The organism is Massilia sp. LMS1-1-1.1 (assembly GCF_040815535.1).
GTDB lineage: Bacteria > Pseudomonadota > Gammaproteobacteria > Burkholderiales > Burkholderiaceae_D > Janthinobacterium > Janthinobacterium aestuarii.
In genome coordinates this window covers 458,638-476,557 of sequence record NZ_JBFPNG010000034.1, presented here as the reverse complement: position 1 = coordinate 476,557, position 17,920 = coordinate 458,638, and the positions used below count along the sequence as shown (strand labels likewise).

The following is a 17,920-nucleotide window of genomic DNA, read 5'->3' as shown; positions in this document are numbered from 1 at the left end:
GCATGAGTAAATTTTATCCGCTGTCCGTGGCCAACGTGCGCAACGAAACGCGCGACACCATCGCCGTCACGTTCGACGTGCCATTTGAGTTGCAGCAGCAGTTCCGCTTCCATCAAGGCCAGCACCTGACCCTGCGCGCCAATATCAATGCGGAAGACGTGCGCCGCTCGTACTCGATCTGTTCGGCGGTGCAGGACGGCACCCTGCGCGTGGCCATCAAGCGCACGCCCGGCGGCGCCTTCTCGACCTGGGCGAACGACACCCTGAAAGCTGGCGCCACCATCGAGGTGATGCCGCCCATGGGTCACTTCAACGTGCCGCTCGATTGTGTCAACCGCAAGCACTACCTGGCCTTTGCGGCCGGCAGCGGCATCACGCCCATCCTCTCCATCATCAAGACGACTCTGCTGACGGAACCCCTGAGCCGCTTTACCCTGTTCTACGGCAACCGCGCCTCGTCATCCGTCATCTTCAAGGAAGAATTGACGGACTTGAAAGACGTGTACCTCGAGCGTCTGAACCTCGTCTACGTGATGAGTCGCGAGCAGCAGGACATCGAATTGTTCAACGGCCGCATCACGCAGGAAAAATGCGAGCAGTTCCTGCAGCACTGGATCAAGGTGGAAGACTACGACAATGCGTTTATCTGCGGCCCGGAAGACATGATGCTCGGTGTCTCCGCCGCCCTGCAGGCGGCCGGCATGCCGAAGCAGAACATCAAGATCGAACTGTTCGCCGCCAGCATTCCGAAAAATGCCCACAAGCCGCGCGCCCAGCTGGCCGCCGATACTGTGCAGGAAACGGAAGTGACCGTCATCATGGACGGCAACCACACCACCTTCACGATGGACAAGGACAAGGAATCCATCCTCGACGCGGGCCTGCGCGCCGGGCTGGACATGCGCTACTCGTGCAAGGGCGGCGTATGCTCGACCTGCCGCTGCAAGATCCTCGACGGCAAGGTCGAAATGGACGTCAACTACGCGTTGGAAGACTACGAAGTGGCGCGCGGTTTTGTGCTGAGCTGCCAGAGTTTTCCTGTCACCGACAAGGTGATTGTCGATTTCGACCAGGCAGAGTAAACGCAGACCCCAAACAACATCTGGGGTCAGACCTTAAGGTCTGACCCCGGCACTGGCACCTGGGTTAAAAATAAACGTAGACGAGACACGCCATGACCTACCAAAACATCCTCTTCACCATCGAGCAGGGTATCGCCACCCTGACCCTGAACCGTCCCGACAAGCTCAATAGCTTTACGCAAGCCATGCACGAGGAAGTGCGCGACGCGATTGCGAAAGTCAATGCGGACAGTACCGTGCGCGTCTTCGTGCTGACGGGCGCGGGCCGCGGTTTTTGCGCGGGCCAGGATTTGTCCGACCGCGCCGTGGAACCGGGTTCGAAAGGCGTGGACCTGGGCGAATCGGTGGAAAAGAACTATGCGCCGCTGGTGCTGGCCTTGAAGGCTTTGCCCATGCCCGTGATTTGCGCCGTCAACGGCGTGGCGGCCGGCGCGGGCGCCAATCTGGCGCTGGCCTGCGACATCGTCATCGCCGGCAAATCGGCCAGTTTCGTCGAAGTGTTTTGCAAGCTGGGCCTGATCCCGGACACGGGCGGCACCTTCTTCCTGCCACGTTTGATCGGTTCCGCGCGCGCCATGGGCCTGGCCATGCTCGGTGAAAAACTGACGGCGGAAAAAGCGGAAGACTGGGGCCTGATCTGGAAATGCGTGGACGACGCGCAGCTGGCCGAAGAAACGCGCAAGCTGGCCGTGCACTTTTCCACGGCGCCGACCAAGGGTCTGGCCTGCACCAAGCAGGCGCTGGCCGCCAGCGGAGCCAATACCCTGCCGCAGCAGCTTACGCTGGAAGCGCGCATGATGAGCGATCTCGGTAACAGCGACGATTACCGCGAAGGCGTGGCCGCCTTCATGGAAAAGCGCGCACCGCAATTCAAGGGACGTTGATATGGCAGCTTTGGACAACAACAATATCGTCGCCGTCATCGGCAGCGGCGCCATGGGCGCCGGCATCGCGCAGGTGGCGGCCGCCGCCGGCTACCGCGTCAAGTTGTACGACACGCGGGCGGAAGCCGTCAGCAAGGCACTGGCCGACATTGGCAAGATGTATGCGAAGCTGGCTGAGAAGGGCCGCATGACGGCGGATGAAGCCAGCGCCGCCACGGCGCGCCTGCAGGCGGCCGGCAGCCTGGCCGATGTGAGCGATTGCGCCCTGGTGGTGGAAGCCATCGTGGAAAACCTCGACGTCAAGCGTGGCCTGTTCGCCGAACTGGAAGCGCTGGTCAGCGACGACTGCATCCTGGCGACGAACACGTCGTCGATTTCCGTCACGGCGATTGCCGCCAAACTGCGCCGCCCGGAGCGCCTGGTCGGCATGCATTTCTTTAATCCCGTGCCCCTGATGGCGCTGGTTGAAGTGATCAGTGGCCTGGCCACCAGCGAGCAGGTCGCCGCCACCGTCTATGACACGTCCATCGCCTGGGGCAAGAACCCCGTGCATGCGAAATCGACGCCCGGCTTCATCGTCAACCGTGTCGCCCGTCCATTCTATGCGGAAGGCTGGCGCCTGTTGAACGAACAGGCGGGCGATGCCGCCACCATCGATGCGGTGCTGCGCGAAGCGGGCGGTTTCCGCATGGGGCCCTTCGAATTGATGGACCTGATTGGCCACGACGTGAATTTCTCCGTCACGCAATCCGTGTTCGGCGCCTATTTCAACGACCCGCGCTTCACGCCTTCCGTGCTGCAACAGGAAATGGTCAACGCCGGTTTCCTCGGCCGTAAATCGGGCCGCGGCTTCTACCCGTATGGCGAAGGCGCCAGCGCGCCTGTGGCGCAGGCGGAGAGCGCGCAGCCGACACCGGAATTCATCGCCCTGTCGGCCGCCATCGGCGGCGATGGCCGTGGCCACAGCGGCATCATCCACAGCCTGGTGCAGCGGCTGGAGCAGGCCGGTATCACCGTCAGCCGCCGCGTGATGCAGGAAGGCCAGGCGCACGACGAAGCGCCGGCCCTGCATTGCCATGGCGCCGCGATTTACCTCACCGATGGCCGCAGCGCCACCCAGCGCGCGCACGACAACCAGCATCCGGACACGGTGCTGTTCGACCTGGCGCTCGATTACGCCGGTGCCAAACGCATCGCAGTGGCCCGTGCCGACCAGTGCAGCGATGCCGCCTACGCGGCCGTCGTCGGCCTGTTCCAGGCCGCCGGTTTCATCGTCACGCGCCTGGACGACGTGCCTGGCCTGGCCGTCATGCGCACGGTCGCCATGCTGGCCAATGAAGCGGCCGACGCCGTCAACCAGGGCGTGTGCACGGTGGCCGCCGTCGATATCGCCATGCAGAAGGGCGTTAACTATCCGCGCGGACCGCTGGCCTGGGCCGATGCCGTCGGCGTCCAGCACATCGTCACCGTATTGCAGCACCTGGCGCTGGGCTATGGCGAAGACCGCTACCGGGTCTCGCCGCTGCTGCGCCGCAAACTCGCCAATGGAGCACCGTTTCATGCCGAATGATATGTCAAATAAGGACCACAACATGAGCGCGCAAGCCCTGGCCGAAGCGGCTGCCGCCTCGATGCTGTCGCGCGATAACGCCACCGCCGCCATGGGCATCGCCCTGGCCGACGTGGGCCCCGGTCATGCGCGCATGACGATGACGGTGCGCGCCGACATGCTCAACGGCCACCAGACCTGCCACGGCGGTTTCATCTTCGCCCTGGCCGACAGCGCCTTCGCCTTTGCATGCAACAGCTACAACATGAACACCGTGGGCGCCGGCTGCACCATCGACTACCTGGCGCCGGGCCGCGAAGGCGACGTGCTGACGGCGCACGCCGTCGAGCAGGCGCTGGCTGGCAAGAGCGGCGTCTATGACGTCAAGGTCAGCAACCAGGAAGGCCGCGCCATTGCGCTCTTCCGCGGCAAGTCGATCCGCGTGGCCGGTGAAGTGATCAGCAATTGAAGTGACAAGAGCAGGTTTGAACTGCCAGTACCGATTGAACAGTTAAAGAATTAAACAGGAGACAATGATGGTCCAACGTACGCCTTCCCCGAATGACCTCGAGCCGATCGAGCGCGCCAGCAAGGATGAACTGCAGGCGCTGCAGCTCGAACGCATGAAATGGACGCTCAAGCACGCGTATGACAACGTGCCCCATTACCGCGCCGCTTTTGACGAAGCGGGCGTGCATCCGGACGACCTCAAATCCCTGGCGGACCTGGCCAAATTCCCGTTCACCGATAAAAAAGTCTTGCGCGACAATTACCCGTTCGGCCTGTTCGCCGTGCCGCGCGAGCAAGTGGTGCGCATCCACGCGTCGAGCGGCACCACGGGCAAGGCCACGGTGGTCGGCTACACGCAGAACGATATCGATACCTGGGCCAACGTGGTGGCGCGTTCGATCCGCGCAGGCGGCGGGCGCGCGGGCGACATGGTGCATATCTCCTACGGCTACGGCCTGTTCACGGGCGGCCTGGGCGCGCACTACGGCGCCGAACGCCTGGGTTGCACGGTCATCCCGATGTCGGGCGGGCAGACGGAAAAGCAGGTGCAATTGATCCAGGATTTCAAGCCATCGATCATCATGGTCACGCCATCGTACATGCTCAACATCATCGAGGAATTCACGCGCCAGGGCCTGGACCCGGCCGAATCGTCGCTGAAAGTGGGCATCTTCGGCGCCGAGCCGTGGACGGACGCCATGCGTTCGGAAATCGAGGCGCGCGCCGGCATCGACGCCGTCGACATCTACGGCTTGTCCGAAGTGATGGGCCCTGGCGTGGCATCCGAATGCATCGAGAGCAAGGATGGTCCCGTCATCTGGGAAGACCATTTCTACCCGGAGATCATCGATCCAGAAACGGGCGAGGTGCTGCCGGACGGCGCGGAGGGCGAACTGGTGTTTACCTCCTTGTCGAAAGAAGCGCTGCCCATCATCCGCTACCGCACGCGCGACCTGACCCGTTTGCTGCCGCCGACGTCGCGCTCGATGCGCCGCATCGGCAAGATCACAGGCCGTTCCGACGACATGCTGATCATCCGTGGCGTGAACGTCTTCCCCACGCAGATCGAAGAGCTGATCCTCAAGATGCCGCGTCTGGCGCCGCAATACCAGCTGGTGGTCACGCGCGACGGCCACCTCGACAAACTGGAAGTGATCGCCGAGCTGCGCATCGACCTGACCGCCACCATCTCGGCCAGCGAAACGGACGCGCTGGCGCGCGAACTGGAACACCGCATCAAGACGCATGTGGGGGTGAGCACGCGCGTGCGCCTGGTGGCCGCCGCCGGCATCGAACGCACCTTGACGGGCAAGGCCCGCCGCGTGGTCGACCAGCGCCCGAAAATTTTCTCCTGATAGCCCGAACAAGGAAGCAAACATGAACGAAGCCTTTATCTGTGACGCCGTACGCACTCCTTTCGGCCGCTACGGCGGCGCCCTGGCCAGCGTGCGCGCGGACGACCTGGGCGCGCTGCCGATCGCCTCGCTGATCGCCCGCAACCCTTCCGTCGACTGGTCCGCCATCGACGACGTGTTTTACGGCTGCGCCAACCAGGCGGGCGAAGACAACCGCAACGTGGGCCGCATGGCCGCGCTGCTGGCCGGCTTGCCGGCGGCAGTGCCGGCCAATACCATCAACCGCCTGTGCGGTTCCAGCCTGGACGCCGTGGGCATGGCTGCCCGCTCCATCAAGGCCGGAGAAGCGGAACTGATCATCGCCGGCGGCGTCGAAAGCATGACGCGCGCGCCTTTCGTGATGGGCAAGGCCGACAGCGCGTTTTCGCGCGCGGCGAAAATCGAGGACACGACCCTGGGCTGGCGTTTTGTGAACGGCAAGATGAAGGCGCAGTACGGCATCGACACCATGCCGGAAACGGCGGAAAACGTGGCCGTGGAGTTCGGCATCAGCCGCGCCGACCAGGATGCCCTGGCCTTGCGCAGCCAGCAGCGCTGGGCCGCCGCCCACGCGGCCGGCGTGTTCGAGCGCGAAATCGTGCCCGTCGCCGTGCCGCAAAAAAAGGGCGATCCGAAAATGGTCACCAGCGATGAACATCCGCGTCCCGATACCTCGCTGGAGATGCTGGCAAAGCTCAAGGGCGTGGTCAAGGCTGACGGCACCGTCACGGCCGGCAATGCCTCGGGCTTGAATGATGGCGCCTGCGCCATCCTGCTGGCGTCCGCCGCCGCCGTCGATAAATACAAATTGACGCCGCGCGCAAAAGTGCTGGGCATGGCCACGGCCGGCCTGGCGCCGCGCATCATGGGCTTTGGCCCATCGCCCGCGTCGCGCAAGGTGCTGGCGCAAACGGGATTGAGCATCGAGCAGATGGACGTCATCGAACTCAATGAAGCGTTTGCGGCACAGGCGCTGGCCGTCACGCGCGACCTGGGCCTGGCGGACGATGCGGCCCACGTGAACCCGAATGGCGGCGCGATCGCCATCGGCCACCCGCTGGGCGCATCGGGCGCGCGCCTGGTGATGGCAGCCCTGAACCAGTTGGAGCGCACGGGCGGGCGCTATGCGCTGTGCACCATGTGCATCGGCGTGGGGCAGGGGATTGCTGTCGTGATTGAACGCGTATAAACGCGTAAAGCTAAGTAAAAACAAAAGGCGCAGGCTTGTAAGAAAAGCGCCAGCCAAAATTGACCGTAGTGCCAACCTGGTGGAGACCATAATGATTGCCAATATCTTCAAGAAAACCCTGATCGCCGGCGTGCTGGCCATGTCCGCCGCGGGCGCATATGCGGCCGAGAACATCAAGATCGGTTCCGTGCTGTCCGTCACGGGCCCTGCCGCCTTCCTGGGCGACCCTGAACTGAAAACCCTGCAGCTGTACATCGAGAAGATCAATGCGGCCGGCGGCGTCCTGGGACGCAAGCTGGAACTCGTGCATTACGACGACGGCAGCGATGCGGCCAAGGCCAACGGCTTTACCAAGCGTTTGATCGAGTCGGACAAAGTCGATGTGCTGATCGGCGGCACGACCACCGGCGCGACGATGGCGATGGCGCCGCTGGTGGAGCGCGCCAGCATGCCGTTCATCTCGCTGGCGGGCGCCGTGGTGATCATCGACCCGGTCAAGAAATGGGTCTTCAAGACACCGCATACGGACCGCATGGCGGCCGAGAAGGTGTTCGAGGACATGAAGAAGCGCGGCATCAGCAAGGTGGGCCTGCTGTCGGAAACGAGCGGCTTTGGCGCCTCGGGCCGCAAGGAATCGCAAATCGTCGCCTCGAAATACGGCATCACCCTGGTGGCTGACGAAACCTACGGCCCGAAAGATACGGACATCACGGCGCAGCTGACCCGCATCAAGAACACCAAGGGCGTGCAAGCCGTGTTCGTGTTTGGCTTGGGCCAGGGACCGGCCGTCGTGACCAAGAACTATGGCCAGCTGGGCATGGCCGCGCTGCCGCTGTACCAGTCGCATGGCGTGGCGTCCGACGAATACCTGAAACTGTCAGGCAAGTCCGCTGAAGGCGTGCGCCTGCCAACGCCGGCGCTCTTGATCGGCGCCATGCTGCCGGACAGCGACGCACAGAAGGCCGTCGTCGTCGGCTACGACAAGACGTATAAAGACCGCTACAAGATCGATCCATCGACCTTTGGCGGCTATGCGCTCGACGCCCTGAACCTGTCGGTCGACGCCATCAAGCGTGCCGGCGGCACGGACCGCGAAAAAGTGCGCGCGGCGCTGGAATCGACCAAGGGTTTTGTAGGGACGACGGGCGTGTTCAACATGTCGGCGAAAGACCACATGGGCCTGGACCTGTCGGCGTTCCGCATGGTGGAAGTGAAGAACGGTGAATGGCAATTGTCGAAGTGATGTTCGAAACAAGGTAAGCCAGAAGTACCTGCGCGAGGCCGCCCCCGAAGCGGCCCGCGCATCGCCGAACATATTGGAGACACCATGGAAGTCGCACAATTTCTACAATTTCTGTATTCCGGGATGACGGTCGGTTCCGCCTATGCGCTGGCGGCGCTGGGCTTTACCATCATCTACAACACCAGCGGCGTGATCAACTTCGCCCAGGGCGAATTCATCATGCTGGGCGGGATGCTGGCCGCCGTGATGTCGGCCGCCGGCGTGCCGCTGCCAGTAGCCATCATTGTGGCCGTCATCGCCACCGGCATCATTGGCCTGCTGATGGAAAAAACCGTGATCGAGCCGGCGCAAAACGCGCAGGTCATCACGCTGTTGATCATCACCATCGGCGCCTCGCTCGTGCTGCGCGGCCTCGTGCAAATCTGGCTGGGCAAGGACACGCATTCGCTGCCAGCATTTTCCGGCGACGCGCCGATCGAATTTTTGGGCGCCAGCCTGCTGCCGCAAAGCCTGTGGGTGCTGGGCGTGACGGTCGTCATCGTGCTGGTGCTGGGCTGGTTCTTCGGCCGTACCCTGATGGGCAAGGCCATGCTGGCCACCTCGCACAACAAGCTGGCCGCGCAACTGGTGGGCATCAACACGCGCAAGGTGTTGCTGTTCTCGTTCGGCCTGTCGGCACTGCTGGGTGCTGCCGGCGGCATCCTCGTCGCACCGATCACTTACACGTCCTACGACGCGGGCATCATGCTGGGCCTGAAAGGCTTTGTCGCCGCTGTTCTCGGTGGCCTCGGTGGCGGCGCGGGCGCGATTGCCGGCGGTCTGATCCTCGGCATTGCCGAAGCCATGACGGCCGGCTACATCTCGTCTGCGTATAAAGATGCCGTGCCCTTCGTGCTGATCCTGCTGATCCTGTTCTTCCTGCCGCAAGGCTTGTTTGGCGCTAAAAATTCGGAGCGTGTATGAAGAATTTATTTACCCGCTCGCGCCACGGTGGCCTGCTGGTGCTGGCGCTGATCCTGGCCATCCTGCCCCTGTTCCTTACCAACGCGTTCTACTATGACGTGGCGATCCGCATCGCCCTGAACGCCATCGTCGTCATCGGCCTCAATCTGCTGATGGGCTATACGGGCCAGATCAGTCTCGGTCACGCGGGTTTCTATGGCCTGGGCGCGTATGCGTCGGCCGTGCTGACCACGCACTACGGCTGGCCGCCGCTGGCCGCCCTGGCCGCAGGCGCCGTCGCCACGGGCCTGCTGGCGCTGCTGCTGGCGCGCCCCGTCTTGAAGCTCAAGGGTCATACGCTGGCCATGGCCACCTTGGGCCTGGGCATCATCATTTCCATCGTCATCAACAACGAGACGCAGTGGACGGGCGGTCCGGACGGCATCGGCGTGTCCGCCTTCAGTGTCGCCGGCCTGGAAATCGCCGGTGAAAAATCGTGGTATCTGGTGTGCGCCGTGCTGCTGTTGCTGGTCACGTGGCTGGCCCTGAACCTGATCGACTCGCCCGTCGGCCGCGCGCTGCAAGCGATTCACGGTTCGGAAGTGGCGGCCCGCGTGGTCGGCGTCGATACGACCCGCTTCAAGGTGCGCGTGTTCGTGCTGTCGGCCGTCATTGCCAGCATCGCGGGCAGCATCAGCGCCCATTACATCGGTTTCATCACGCCCAACCTGGCCGGCTTCTTCCACTCGATCGAGCTGGTGACGATGGTGGTGGTGGGCGGCATGGCGTCGATCTTCGGCTCCATCATCGGCGCGGCGCTGCTGACGATCCTGCCGCAACTGCTGTCCAGTTTCGAAGGCTGGGAAACGGTGGTGTTTGGCGTGATCCTGATGGCGACCATGATCTTCATGCCGAAAGGCCTGGTGCCGAGCCTGGCCAGCCGTTCGCGCAAGCGGGCAGCCACGCCGAAAGCACCCGTTAAATCCGCACAGGAGGTCTGAGATGTTGACGATTAACAAGCTGAGCAAGAGCTTCGGCGGTGTGCACGCGGTGCAGGACGTCAGCTTTACCGTCAAGGAAGGCAATATCCATTCCGTGATCGGGCCGAACGGGGCCGGCAAGACGACCTTGTTCAACCTGATCACCGGCGTCTACACGCCGACCAAGGGCGAGATTTTGCTCAATGGCGAGAACGTGGCCGCCATGTCGCCCGATGCGCTGGCGCGGCGCGGCATGAGCCGCACCTTCCAGAACCTGCAGGTGTGCATGAACATGACGGCCATCGACAACGTGATGGTGGGCGCGCATCTGCGCCTGAACCAGAACCTGTTCGCTTCCATGCTGCGCCTGCCATCCGTGCGCCGCGCCGATGCGGCTTGCCGCGACGAGGCGGCGGGCCTGATGGAATTTGTCGGCGTGGGCCGGCATGTCGATGACGAGGCGGGGCAGATGTCGTATGGCGCCTTGAAACGCCTGGAAATCGCCCGCGCACTGGCGGCCAAGCCGAAAGTGCTGCTGCTCGATGAACCGGCGGCCGGCTTGAACCACACGGAAACGGGCGAGATCGAAGCCTTGATCCGCAAGGTGGCGCAATCGGGCGTGACGGTGGTGCTGGTCGAGCATGACATGAAACTGGTGATGAATCTGTCGGACCATATCCTGGTACTCGACTATGGCAAGAAGCTGGCCGAAGGGACCGCCGCCGAAGTGCGCGCGAACCCCGACGTGGTGGCGGCGTATCTGGGAGTGGCGGCATGATGAAGATGGAAAAACCTCAGACACCGCTGGTGCTCGACATCCAGGGATTGACTAGCCACTATGGCCGCATCCAGGCCTTGCACGGCATCGACCTGCAAGTGCGCCAGGGCCAGCTGGTGGCGCTGGTGGGCGCGAATGGCGCCGGCAAGACGACCCTGCTGCGGGCCATCTCCGGCGTGCAGTCGATCAGCGCCGGCAGCATCGTTTTCGCCAGCCAGGATGTCAGCCGCATGAGCGCCGACAAGCGCGTGCGCGCGGGCATCTGCCAGGTGCCGGAAGGGCGCCAAGTATTCGGCCCCATGACGGTGGAAGACAATCTGCGCCTGGGCGCGTTTACCCGTCCGCCGCAAGACGTGGGCGGTGACATGGAGCGCATGTACGGCCTGTTCCCCATCTTGAAGGAAAAGCGCTTGCTGCTGGCCGGGACGCTGTCGGGCGGACAGCAGCAGATGCTGGCCATGGCGCGCGCGCTGATGGGCCGTCCGCAACTGCTGCTGCTCGACGAACCGAGCATGGGCCTGGCGCCGCTCCTGATCGCGGAAATCTTCCGCATCGTGGCCGAACTGCGCGACCAGGGCATCACCATCTTCCTCGTCGAGCAGAACGCGCATGCGGCCCTGTCGATTGCCGACGTGGGTTATGTGATCGAGACGGGCGCGATTACCTTGTCCGGTCCCGGTCCTGAATTGCTGCATAACGAGCAGGTGCAGAGCGCCTACTTGGGTATGTGACCCGAAGGGAAAATACTGGGGTCGGACCCTCAGGGTCCGACCCCGGCAGTGCAAGGTTTTGGGACGCAAGGAAGCAGCGGAGGGCCGGGGTCAGACCCGCCGGGACTTGGCGTCCCCGTCTCACCCCAGTTTTCCGCTGCGTCTAGTAATGGCGTGCATGGCGCGCAGATGAATAGGAGTTTGTATGGTCAAAGTCTACGAAATCAACGGCGTCACCCCCGTCGTCCACCCCAGCGCCTATGTGCACCCGTCGGCCGTGCTGATCGGCGACGTGATCGTCGGGCCGCGCTGCTATATCGGCCCGCTGGCCTCGATCCGCGGCGACTTTGGCCGCCTGATCCTGGAAGAGGGCGCCAACCTGCAGGACACCTGCGTCATGCACGGTTTTCCCGGCTGCGACACGGTGGTTGAAGTCGACGGCCATGTGGGCCATGGCGCCGTGCTGCACGGCTGCCGCATCGGCCGCAACGCGCTTGTCGGCATGAACGCCGTGGTGATGGACAATGCCGTCATCGGCGAGGAATCCATCGTCGCGGCCATGAGTTTCGTCAAGGCGGGCATGATCGTCGCGCCGCGCAGCATGGTGGTGGGCACGCCCGCCAGGATCATCCGCGCGTTGACCGACGATGAAATCCAATGGAAAAGCTCGGGCACGGGCCAGTACCACGAACTGGCCGTGCGTTCCATGCAGACGATGCGCGAAGTGGAAGCCCTGACGCAAGTCGAGGCGAACCGCCAGCGCCTGAATTTCGAATCCGCATTGCCGCTGCACCTGCACAAGAACGCCGCCGCGCAATAAGCAGTATGGGCGTAGGTCGGATTAGCGGGGCCAAGCCCCGCGTAATCCGACGCCACCGCCAACATCATTTATGGAGAAAAAAATGGCTCAAATATCCACCCTGCAAAGCCTGATCGCCGGCCGCTGGCTGGGCGAAAGCGCCGCCGTGCCCCTGCACAGCGCCTTGAACAACCGCGTCATCTATCACACGCATGCGGAAAAGATCGACTTCGACGAAGCCGTCACATATGCGCGCAAGACGGGTGTGCCGGGCCTGATGGCGCTGGACTTCCAGCAGCGCGCCGCGCGCCTGAGGGCGCTGGCCCTGTACCTGGTCGAGCGCAAGGAAGAGCTGTATGCGATCTCGCATTTGTCGGGCGCCACGCGCGCCGACAGCTGGGTCGACATCGAAGGCGGCACGGGCACCCTGTTCGCCTACGCCAGCATGGGCAGCCACGAACTGCCGTCATCGAACGTGCTGCACGAAGGCCCGGCCATCGCGCTTGGTAAAAAAGGCGGTTTCGCCGGCACGCACATCCTGGTGCCGCGCGGCGGCCTGGCCGTGCATATCAACGCCTTCAATTTCCCCATCTGGGGCTTGCTGGAAAAATTCGCGCCCAGCTTCCTGGCGGCCATGCCCTGCATCGCCAAGCCGGCCACGGCGACCAGCTATCTGACGCAAGCAGTCGTGCGCATGATGCATGAATCGGGCTTGCTGCCGGCCGGCAGCCTGCAGCTGGTGATCGGCTCCACGGGCGACTTGCTGGACCGCCTGAACGGCCAGGATTTCGTGACATTCACGGGATCGGCCGCGACGGCCGCCAAGCTGCGCACCAATCCGAACCTGATCGCCCAGTCGGTGCCCTTCAATGGCGAAGCCGATTCGCTCAATTGCGCCATCCTGGCGCCGGACGTCACGCCAGACGACGTGGAATTCGACCTGTTCGTCAAGGAAGTCGTGCGCGAGATGACGGGCAAGTCGGGCCAGAAGTGCACGGCCATCCGCCGCATCATCGTGCCCGAGCACCTGATGGATGCCGTCGGCACGCGCTTGCGCGAGCGCCTGGCCAAGGTGGTGGTGGGCGATCCGTCCATCGAAGGTGTGCGCATGGGCGCGCTGGCGTCGAAAGAGCAGCAGAACGACGTGGCCGAACGTGTCGCTACCCTGTCGCACGGTAATGAAGTGGTGTTCGGCGCGGCCGACGGCTTCAATCCGCTCGGCGATGGCGCGCAGGACGGCAGCTTCTTCTCGCCGACCTTGCTGATGTGCCGCGACGCCTTCGGCAACGACGCCGTACATGACGTGGAAGCGTTCGGCCCCGTCAGCACCATGATGGGCTATCACGATATCGACGAAGCGCTGGCCCTGGCTGCGCGCGGCAAGGGCAGCCTGGTGAGCACTCTGGTGACGCGCGATCCGAAGATCGCCGCGCGCGTGGTGCCGCAAGTGGCGGCCACGCATGGCCGCGTGCACGTGCTCGAGCGCGTGGCGTCCGTCGATTCGACGGGCCATGGTTCGCCCCTGCCGCAGCTGAAGCACGGCGGTCCTGGCCGCGCGGGCGGCGGCGAAGAGCTGGGCGGCGTGCGCGCCGTGCGCCACTACCTGCAACGGGCGGCCGTGCAAGGCTCGCCGACCATGCTGGCGGCCATCACCGGCGAGTACGTGCGCGGCGCGGACGTCAATGAAAGCCCGATCCACCCGTTCCGCAAGCACTTCGAGGACTTGAAGACGGGCGACTCGCTGCTCACGCACCGCCGCACCGTCAGCGAAGCGGACATCGTCGCCTTCGGCGGCATCTCGGGCGACTTCTTCTACATGCACTTCGACGAAATCGCGGCCAAGGAATCGCAGTTCGGCAAGCGCATCGCCCACGGCTACTTCGTGCTGTCGGCCGCCGCCGGCCTGTTCGTTTCGCCTGGCGTCGGTCCCGTGCTGGCCAACTATGGCCTGGACAACCTGCGCTTCGTCGCGCCGGTGGCGATTGGCGACACCATCCGCGCCCGCCTGACGTGCAAGCGCAAGGTCGACCGCAACCGCAAGGACGTCTTTGGCGTAGGCCAGGGCGTGGTCGCGTGGGACGTGCAGGTGACGAACCAGAACGAGGAACTGGTGGCCAGCTACGATATTCTGACCCTGGTGTCGAAGCGCGAGTAAGCGTCTGCCGCAGCACTGGTGTGAACGGCGCCGCCCGCGATCTTCGCGCGGGCGGCGCTTTTTTTATTCCAGTTCTTTTCGTCTTGAATTATCCATAAGTGTATGAAAAATATAGCGTAAGTGTGGTTTTGCACGGCGTGCTATTTAGATAAACCCCTCTAGAACGCGTGCTTTTTTCGTGAAAAGAGGCGAATTCGCTCATTGCCTCAAGAAAACTTTCCAACGTAAAACCTTTTCTCTGTAGCATGGTTTTACTCACTGGTCACGCCGCCATGCACGCTCCCCGAAGCGATGGCGGCGCGAAAAAACGGACCCGGCCTTTTACGGCCGGTGAGCCATCGACCTCGAGCCCAACTCCACGTTCACCGCTACGGGTATTTAATTACTATGAATAAACACGTCCTGCTTTTCCTGCTGGCCATGCCCTTGGCCATCAGCCATGCCTATGCCGAAGAACCCACCGGCCCCGCGGTCAAGATCAGCGGTTACGGCACTGCCGCCCTGACCATGGCCGATACCGACAATGCGCAGTTCGCGCGCCCGAACCAGGCTGCCGGCGCCGGCCGCACTGCCCGCACGGGCGTCGATTCCAACCTGGGATTGCAGGCCAATGTCACCGTCAATCCATGGCTGTCGGCCACCGTGCAGGGCCTGGCGCGCAAGGACGGCGAGGACGATTTCGGCGCCGAACTGGCATGGGCCTTCGCCAAGGCCAAGGTATCGGACAGCTTCAGCGTGCGCGTCGGCCGCATGGGCCTGCCCGTCTTCATGATTTCCGATTACCGCAACGTCGGCTATGCCAACACCATGCTGCGCCCGCCCGGCGAAATGTATTCGCAGGTTCCCCTCAACAGCATCGATGGCATCGACGGCACCTACCAGTTCAGCGCGGGCGACACCAGCGTCACGACGCAGCTGGCGCTGGGCCGCACCAAGGCCACCCTGGCCACAGGTCCCGCTTCGACCGTGCAGGTGGAAGGCAAGTCCATCGTCGCCCTCAACGTGGTGGCCGAACACGGCCCCGTCACCGTGCGCTTCGGCCGTGCGGAGACCAAGCTGACGATCAACGATTCTCCCAGCTTGAATGCCCTGATGGGCAGCTTGCGCGCGGCCGGCAGCGGCTACAGGATCGCCCAGCTGGGCGCCCTGGCCGATGCGCTGGAAGTCAAGGACAAGAAGGCGTCCTTCACGTCCGTGGGCCTGGGCCTGGACTGGAACAACGTGCTGCTGCAGTCCGAATATGCGAAGCGCAAGACGGACAGCTATGTCAGCGACAGCACCTCGTGGTACGTGATGGGCGGCTACCGCATCGGCGCCTTTTTGCCCTACTACAGCCACGCCAGCCTGAAGGCCGATGGCCGCGTGAACAATACCGTGCCCGCATCTTGCCCGGCCGGCTATCCGGCCGCCTGCACGCCGACCCTGCGCGCCCTGTCGGCGGGCGTCGACACGCTCGCTTATACGCGCAACCAGCTCGAGCAATCGACGGACAGCATCGGCGTGCGCTGGGATTTCCACCGTTCGGCCGCGCTGAAAGTGCAGATCGACCGCATCAAGCCGAAGAATGGTCCGGGTCTGTTCGTGCAAGCCAAGCCAGGCTTCCATGGCCCCGTCACGGTGGCTGCCGCCGCCATCGATTTTGTTTTCTAGGGAGCGCCGCATGAAACCTTACATTTTTGCGGCTGCCTTGCTGGCGCTGTCGACCGCTGTTCCCGCCATGGCCGAAGTGGTCGTGGTGGTCAATGCTAAGAGCGCCGCCGGCGCCATGACGAATGAACAGGTGGCGCAATTCTTCCTCGGCAAATCGACGGCCATGACGCCGATCGACCAGCCGGAAAGCGCGCCCGTGCGCGCCGAGTTCTACAAGAAGGTGACGGACAAGGAACCGTCGCAGGCGAAGGCCCTGTGGTCCAAGCTGGTCTTCACGGGCAAGGCCACCTTGCCGAAGGAAGTGGCCAATAGCGCCGACGTGAAGAAGGCCGTGGCCGCCGATCCGAAAGCCATCGGCTATATCGAAAAGAGCGCCGTCGACGCCAGCGTCAAAGTGGTGCTGACGGCGCCATAAAGCCGGCCCGGGCCGCCCGCCATGCGGCGGCCCGGTACACATACATCAGGAGACAGCAATGAGCATCAAACGCAAGATATGGGCGCTGCCTGTCGTCTCGGCCGTGATTTTCGGACTGGGCCTGGCCGTCAGCGCCTACCTGTCCACGGCCACGCTCAATTCCATCCACGCCACGGAAAGCGCCGACTATCCCGTGCTCGACATGGCCAAGTCGCTGACCCTGGACGTGGCCGCCGTGGGTGACGCCCTGCGCGACGCCGTCAGCGAAGGCGACAAGGAGCGCATCGGGCAAGTCGGCGGCCAGGCCGCCAAGCTGCGCGAAAAACTGGCCGCCTTTGCGGCGATTCCCGGCCAGCGCGAGCAGGGCCAGCGCCTGACCCGGGAATTCGATGCCTACTATGCGCCGGCATTGAGCGCGGCGCGCATCATGCTGGAAATGGAAGAGGGCGACCCGCAGGCGACCGTGGCGCGCATGCAGGGCGCGCTGGCGGTGCTCAACACGGATCTGGCCAAGACCAACGAACAGGCGCAATTGCAGTTCAAGCAGGGCATCGAGCGCAGCGCGGCCAATGTGCGCAATGCGCTCAATACCAGCATCGCCGTGGCGCTGGCCGTCATCGTCTGTCTGGTGGCCGTCTCGCATTTCGTGGTGCGCGCCATCTGGCAGCAGCTGGGTGGCGAGCCCGAATACGCGCGCCAGATCGCGCGCGCCGTGGCCGATGGCGACCTCTCGATGCACATTGTGACCGAGGCGGGCGACCAGGACAGCCTGCTGGCGGCGCTGAAGGAGATGCGTGGCCGGCTGGCCGGCATGGTGTCCGGTATCAAGGCGTCGGCCGAAACCATTCAGGTGGCCAGCGCGGAAATCGCCCAGGGCAATGCGGATCTGGCCGCGCGCACGGAATCGCAGGCGGGCAGCCTGGATCAGACGGCGCGCAGCATGGACAGCCTGACTTCCACCGTGCGCGACAACGCCGCCAACGCGGGCCAGGCGCACGAACTGGTGGTGTCGGCATCGTCCGTGGCCGTGAAGGGCGGGCAAGTGGTCAGCCAAGTGGTCACCACCATGGGTGAGATCAACGATTCCTCGAAACGCATCGTCGACATCATCGGCGTCATCGACGGCATCGCCTTCCAGACGAACATCCTGGCCTTGAATGCGGCCGTGGAAGCGGCGCGCGCCGGAGAGCAGGGACGCGGCTTTGCCGTGGTGGCGTCCGAAGTGCGTAGTCTGGCGCAGCGCAGCGCGGCAGCGGCGCGCGAGATCAAGCAACTGATCGGCGACTCGGTGGCCAAGGTCAATGTGGGATCGAAGCTGGTCGACGAAGCGGGGCTGACCATGGGCCAGATCGTCGACTCCGTGAAAAAGGTGGCCGACATCATGGCCGAGATCAGCGCCGCCAGCCAAGCGCAAAGCGCCGGCATCGGCGACATCGGCGTGGCCATCGGCAGCATGGACCAGATGACGCAGCAAAACTCCGCGCTGGTGGAAGAAGCGTCGGCGGCGGCAGAGTCGCTGCAGGAGCAGGCCGTGCAGCTGAGCACGGCGCTGGCCGTGTTCAAGCTGGCGCAGGGCAGCGCGTCGGCGATCACCACCGTACCGACGGCACGGCGGTTGGCGTTGGCGAAGACGTAGGTTG

16 protein-coding genes are annotated in these 17,920 nt (G+C 63.8%); all 16 read left to right on the top strand.

What is annotated here, in order from left to right; genetic code table 11:
• Positions 1-2: 2 nt before the first annotated feature.
• The 16 genes from paaE (at position 3) to MRBLMS1_RS20850 (ending at position 17,916) form a co-directional block, all read left to right on the top strand.
• The gene (gene paaE, locus MRBLMS1_RS20925; protein WP_485881603.1) at positions 3-1,082 is read left to right on the top strand and encodes a 1,2-phenylacetyl-CoA epoxidase subunit PaaE; all 1,080 of its coding nucleotides are present in this window, start codon (positions 3-5) and stop codon (positions 1,080-1,082) included.
• A 92-nt stretch (positions 1,083-1,174) separates the two neighbouring features.
• Positions 1,175-1,966: a 2-(1,2-epoxy-1,2-dihydrophenyl)acetyl-CoA isomerase PaaG gene (gene paaG, locus MRBLMS1_RS20920; RefSeq protein ID WP_485881601.1), complete on the top strand. Its 792-nt coding sequence runs from the start codon at positions 1,175-1,177 to the stop codon at positions 1,964-1,966.
• Position 1,967: 1 nt separating this feature from the next.
• A complete protein-coding gene (gene paaH, locus MRBLMS1_RS20915) occupies positions 1,968-3,536 on the top strand; it encodes a 3-hydroxyacyl-CoA dehydrogenase PaaH (protein WP_485881599.1) in 1,569 nt (522 codons plus the stop codon).
• Positions 3,537-3,558: 22 nt separating this feature from the next.
• Positions 3,559-3,984, top strand: a complete 426-nt coding sequence (gene paaI / locus MRBLMS1_RS20910) for a hydroxyphenylacetyl-CoA thioesterase PaaI (RefSeq protein WP_411268322.1) — start codon at positions 3,559-3,561, stop codon at positions 3,982-3,984.
• Positions 3,985-4,051: 67 nt separating this feature from the next.
• Positions 4,052-5,380 carry a phenylacetate--CoA ligase PaaK gene (gene paaK / locus MRBLMS1_RS20905; protein WP_128143227.1) on the top strand — a complete coding sequence of 443 codons (1,329 nt, stop codon included), beginning with the start codon at positions 4,052-4,054 and terminating at the stop codon, positions 5,378-5,380.
• A gap of 22 nt (positions 5,381-5,402) precedes the next feature.
• Positions 5,403-6,608: a 3-oxoadipyl-CoA thiolase gene (gene pcaF / locus MRBLMS1_RS20900; protein WP_485881596.1), complete on the top strand. Its 1,206-nt coding sequence runs from the start codon at positions 5,403-5,405 to the stop codon at positions 6,606-6,608.
• Between the two features lie 91 nt (positions 6,609-6,699).
• Positions 6,700-7,851: an ABC transporter substrate-binding protein gene (locus MRBLMS1_RS20895; protein ID WP_070301131.1), complete on the top strand. Its 1,152-nt coding sequence runs from the start codon at positions 6,700-6,702 to the stop codon at positions 7,849-7,851.
• 84 nt (positions 7,852-7,935) lie between these two features.
• A complete protein-coding gene (locus tag MRBLMS1_RS20890) occupies positions 7,936-8,814 on the top strand; it encodes a branched-chain amino acid ABC transporter permease (RefSeq protein ID WP_034746373.1) in 879 nt (292 codons plus the stop codon).
• Positions 8,811-9,794, top strand: coding sequence for a branched-chain amino acid ABC transporter permease (locus tag MRBLMS1_RS20885; RefSeq protein WP_128141850.1), 984 nt, complete (start codon positions 8,811-8,813; stop codon positions 9,792-9,794). Before MRBLMS1_RS20890 ends, MRBLMS1_RS20885 begins: the two co-directional genes overlap by 4 nt.
• Before the next feature lies 1 nt (position 9,795).
• Positions 9,796-10,551 carry an ABC transporter ATP-binding protein gene (locus MRBLMS1_RS20880; RefSeq protein WP_072454989.1) on the top strand — a complete coding sequence of 252 codons (756 nt, stop codon included), beginning with the start codon at positions 9,796-9,798 and terminating at the stop codon, positions 10,549-10,551.
• Positions 10,551-11,282: an ABC transporter ATP-binding protein gene (locus MRBLMS1_RS20875; protein ID WP_485881884.1), complete on the top strand. Its 732-nt coding sequence runs from the start codon at positions 10,551-10,553 to the stop codon at positions 11,280-11,282. The genes MRBLMS1_RS20880 and MRBLMS1_RS20875 overlap by 1 nt, the downstream gene beginning before the upstream one ends.
• A 184-nt stretch (positions 11,283-11,466) precedes the next feature.
• Complete coding sequence (gene paaY / locus MRBLMS1_RS20870) at positions 11,467-12,081, top strand: phenylacetic acid degradation protein PaaY (protein ID WP_139090696.1); 615 nt, start codon at positions 11,467-11,469, stop codon at positions 12,079-12,081.
• A gap of 82 nt (positions 12,082-12,163) precedes the next feature.
• Positions 12,164-14,215, top strand: coding sequence for a phenylacetic acid degradation bifunctional protein PaaZ (gene paaZ / locus MRBLMS1_RS20865; RefSeq protein WP_485881592.1), 2,052 nt, complete (start codon positions 12,164-12,166; stop codon positions 14,213-14,215).
• Positions 14,216-14,602: 387 nt separating this feature from the next.
• Positions 14,603-15,865 (top strand): hypothetical protein, encoded by a 1,263-nt coding sequence (locus MRBLMS1_RS20860; protein WP_485881590.1) that lies wholly within the window; start codon positions 14,603-14,605, stop codon positions 15,863-15,865.
• A gap of 10 nt (positions 15,866-15,875) precedes the next feature.
• Entirely contained in the window at positions 15,876-16,280 is a 405-nt protein-coding gene (locus MRBLMS1_RS20855) for a type 2 periplasmic-binding domain-containing protein (protein WP_485881588.1), read from the top strand.
• A 58-nt stretch (positions 16,281-16,338) separates the two neighbouring features.
• Positions 16,339-17,916 (top strand): methyl-accepting chemotaxis protein, encoded by a 1,578-nt coding sequence (locus MRBLMS1_RS20850; RefSeq protein ID WP_485881586.1) that lies wholly within the window; start codon positions 16,339-16,341, stop codon positions 17,914-17,916.
• Positions 17,917-17,920 lie beyond the last annotated feature (4 nt).

What these genes read in the sequence shown, in the direction of transcription:
- paaE (WP_485881603.1), top strand. Translation starts at nt 3, where the DNA reads ATGAGTAAATTTTATCCGCTGTCCGTGGCCAACGTGCGCAACGAAACG.
- paaG (WP_485881601.1), top strand. Translation starts at nt 1,175, where the DNA reads ATGACCTACCAAAACATCCTCTTCACCATCGAGCAGGGTATCGCCACC.
- paaH (WP_485881599.1), top strand. Translation starts at nt 1,968, where the DNA reads ATGGCAGCTTTGGACAACAACAATATCGTCGCCGTCATCGGCAGCGGC.
- paaI (WP_411268322.1), top strand. Translation starts at nt 3,559, where the DNA reads ATGAGCGCGCAAGCCCTGGCCGAAGCGGCTGCCGCCTCGATGCTGTCG.
- paaK (WP_128143227.1), top strand. Translation starts at nt 4,052, where the DNA reads ATGGTCCAACGTACGCCTTCCCCGAATGACCTCGAGCCGATCGAGCGC.
- pcaF (WP_485881596.1), top strand. Translation starts at nt 5,403, where the DNA reads ATGAACGAAGCCTTTATCTGTGACGCCGTACGCACTCCTTTCGGCCGC.
- MRBLMS1_RS20895 (WP_070301131.1), top strand. Translation starts at nt 6,700, where the DNA reads ATGATTGCCAATATCTTCAAGAAAACCCTGATCGCCGGCGTGCTGGCC.
- MRBLMS1_RS20890 (WP_034746373.1), top strand. Translation starts at nt 7,936, where the DNA reads ATGGAAGTCGCACAATTTCTACAATTTCTGTATTCCGGGATGACGGTC.
- MRBLMS1_RS20885 (WP_128141850.1), top strand. Translation starts at nt 8,811, where the DNA reads ATGAAGAATTTATTTACCCGCTCGCGCCACGGTGGCCTGCTGGTGCTG.
- MRBLMS1_RS20880 (WP_072454989.1), top strand. Translation starts at nt 9,796, where the DNA reads ATGTTGACGATTAACAAGCTGAGCAAGAGCTTCGGCGGTGTGCACGCG.
- MRBLMS1_RS20875 (WP_485881884.1), top strand. Translation starts at nt 10,551, where the DNA reads ATGAAGATGGAAAAACCTCAGACACCGCTGGTGCTCGACATCCAGGGA.
- paaY (WP_139090696.1), top strand. Translation starts at nt 11,467, where the DNA reads ATGGTCAAAGTCTACGAAATCAACGGCGTCACCCCCGTCGTCCACCCC.
- paaZ (WP_485881592.1), top strand. Translation starts at nt 12,164, where the DNA reads ATGGCTCAAATATCCACCCTGCAAAGCCTGATCGCCGGCCGCTGGCTG.
- MRBLMS1_RS20860 (WP_485881590.1), top strand. Translation starts at nt 14,603, where the DNA reads ATGAATAAACACGTCCTGCTTTTCCTGCTGGCCATGCCCTTGGCCATC.
- MRBLMS1_RS20855 (WP_485881588.1), top strand. Translation starts at nt 15,876, where the DNA reads ATGAAACCTTACATTTTTGCGGCTGCCTTGCTGGCGCTGTCGACCGCT.
- MRBLMS1_RS20850 (WP_485881586.1), top strand. Translation starts at nt 16,339, where the DNA reads ATGAGCATCAAACGCAAGATATGGGCGCTGCCTGTCGTCTCGGCCGTG.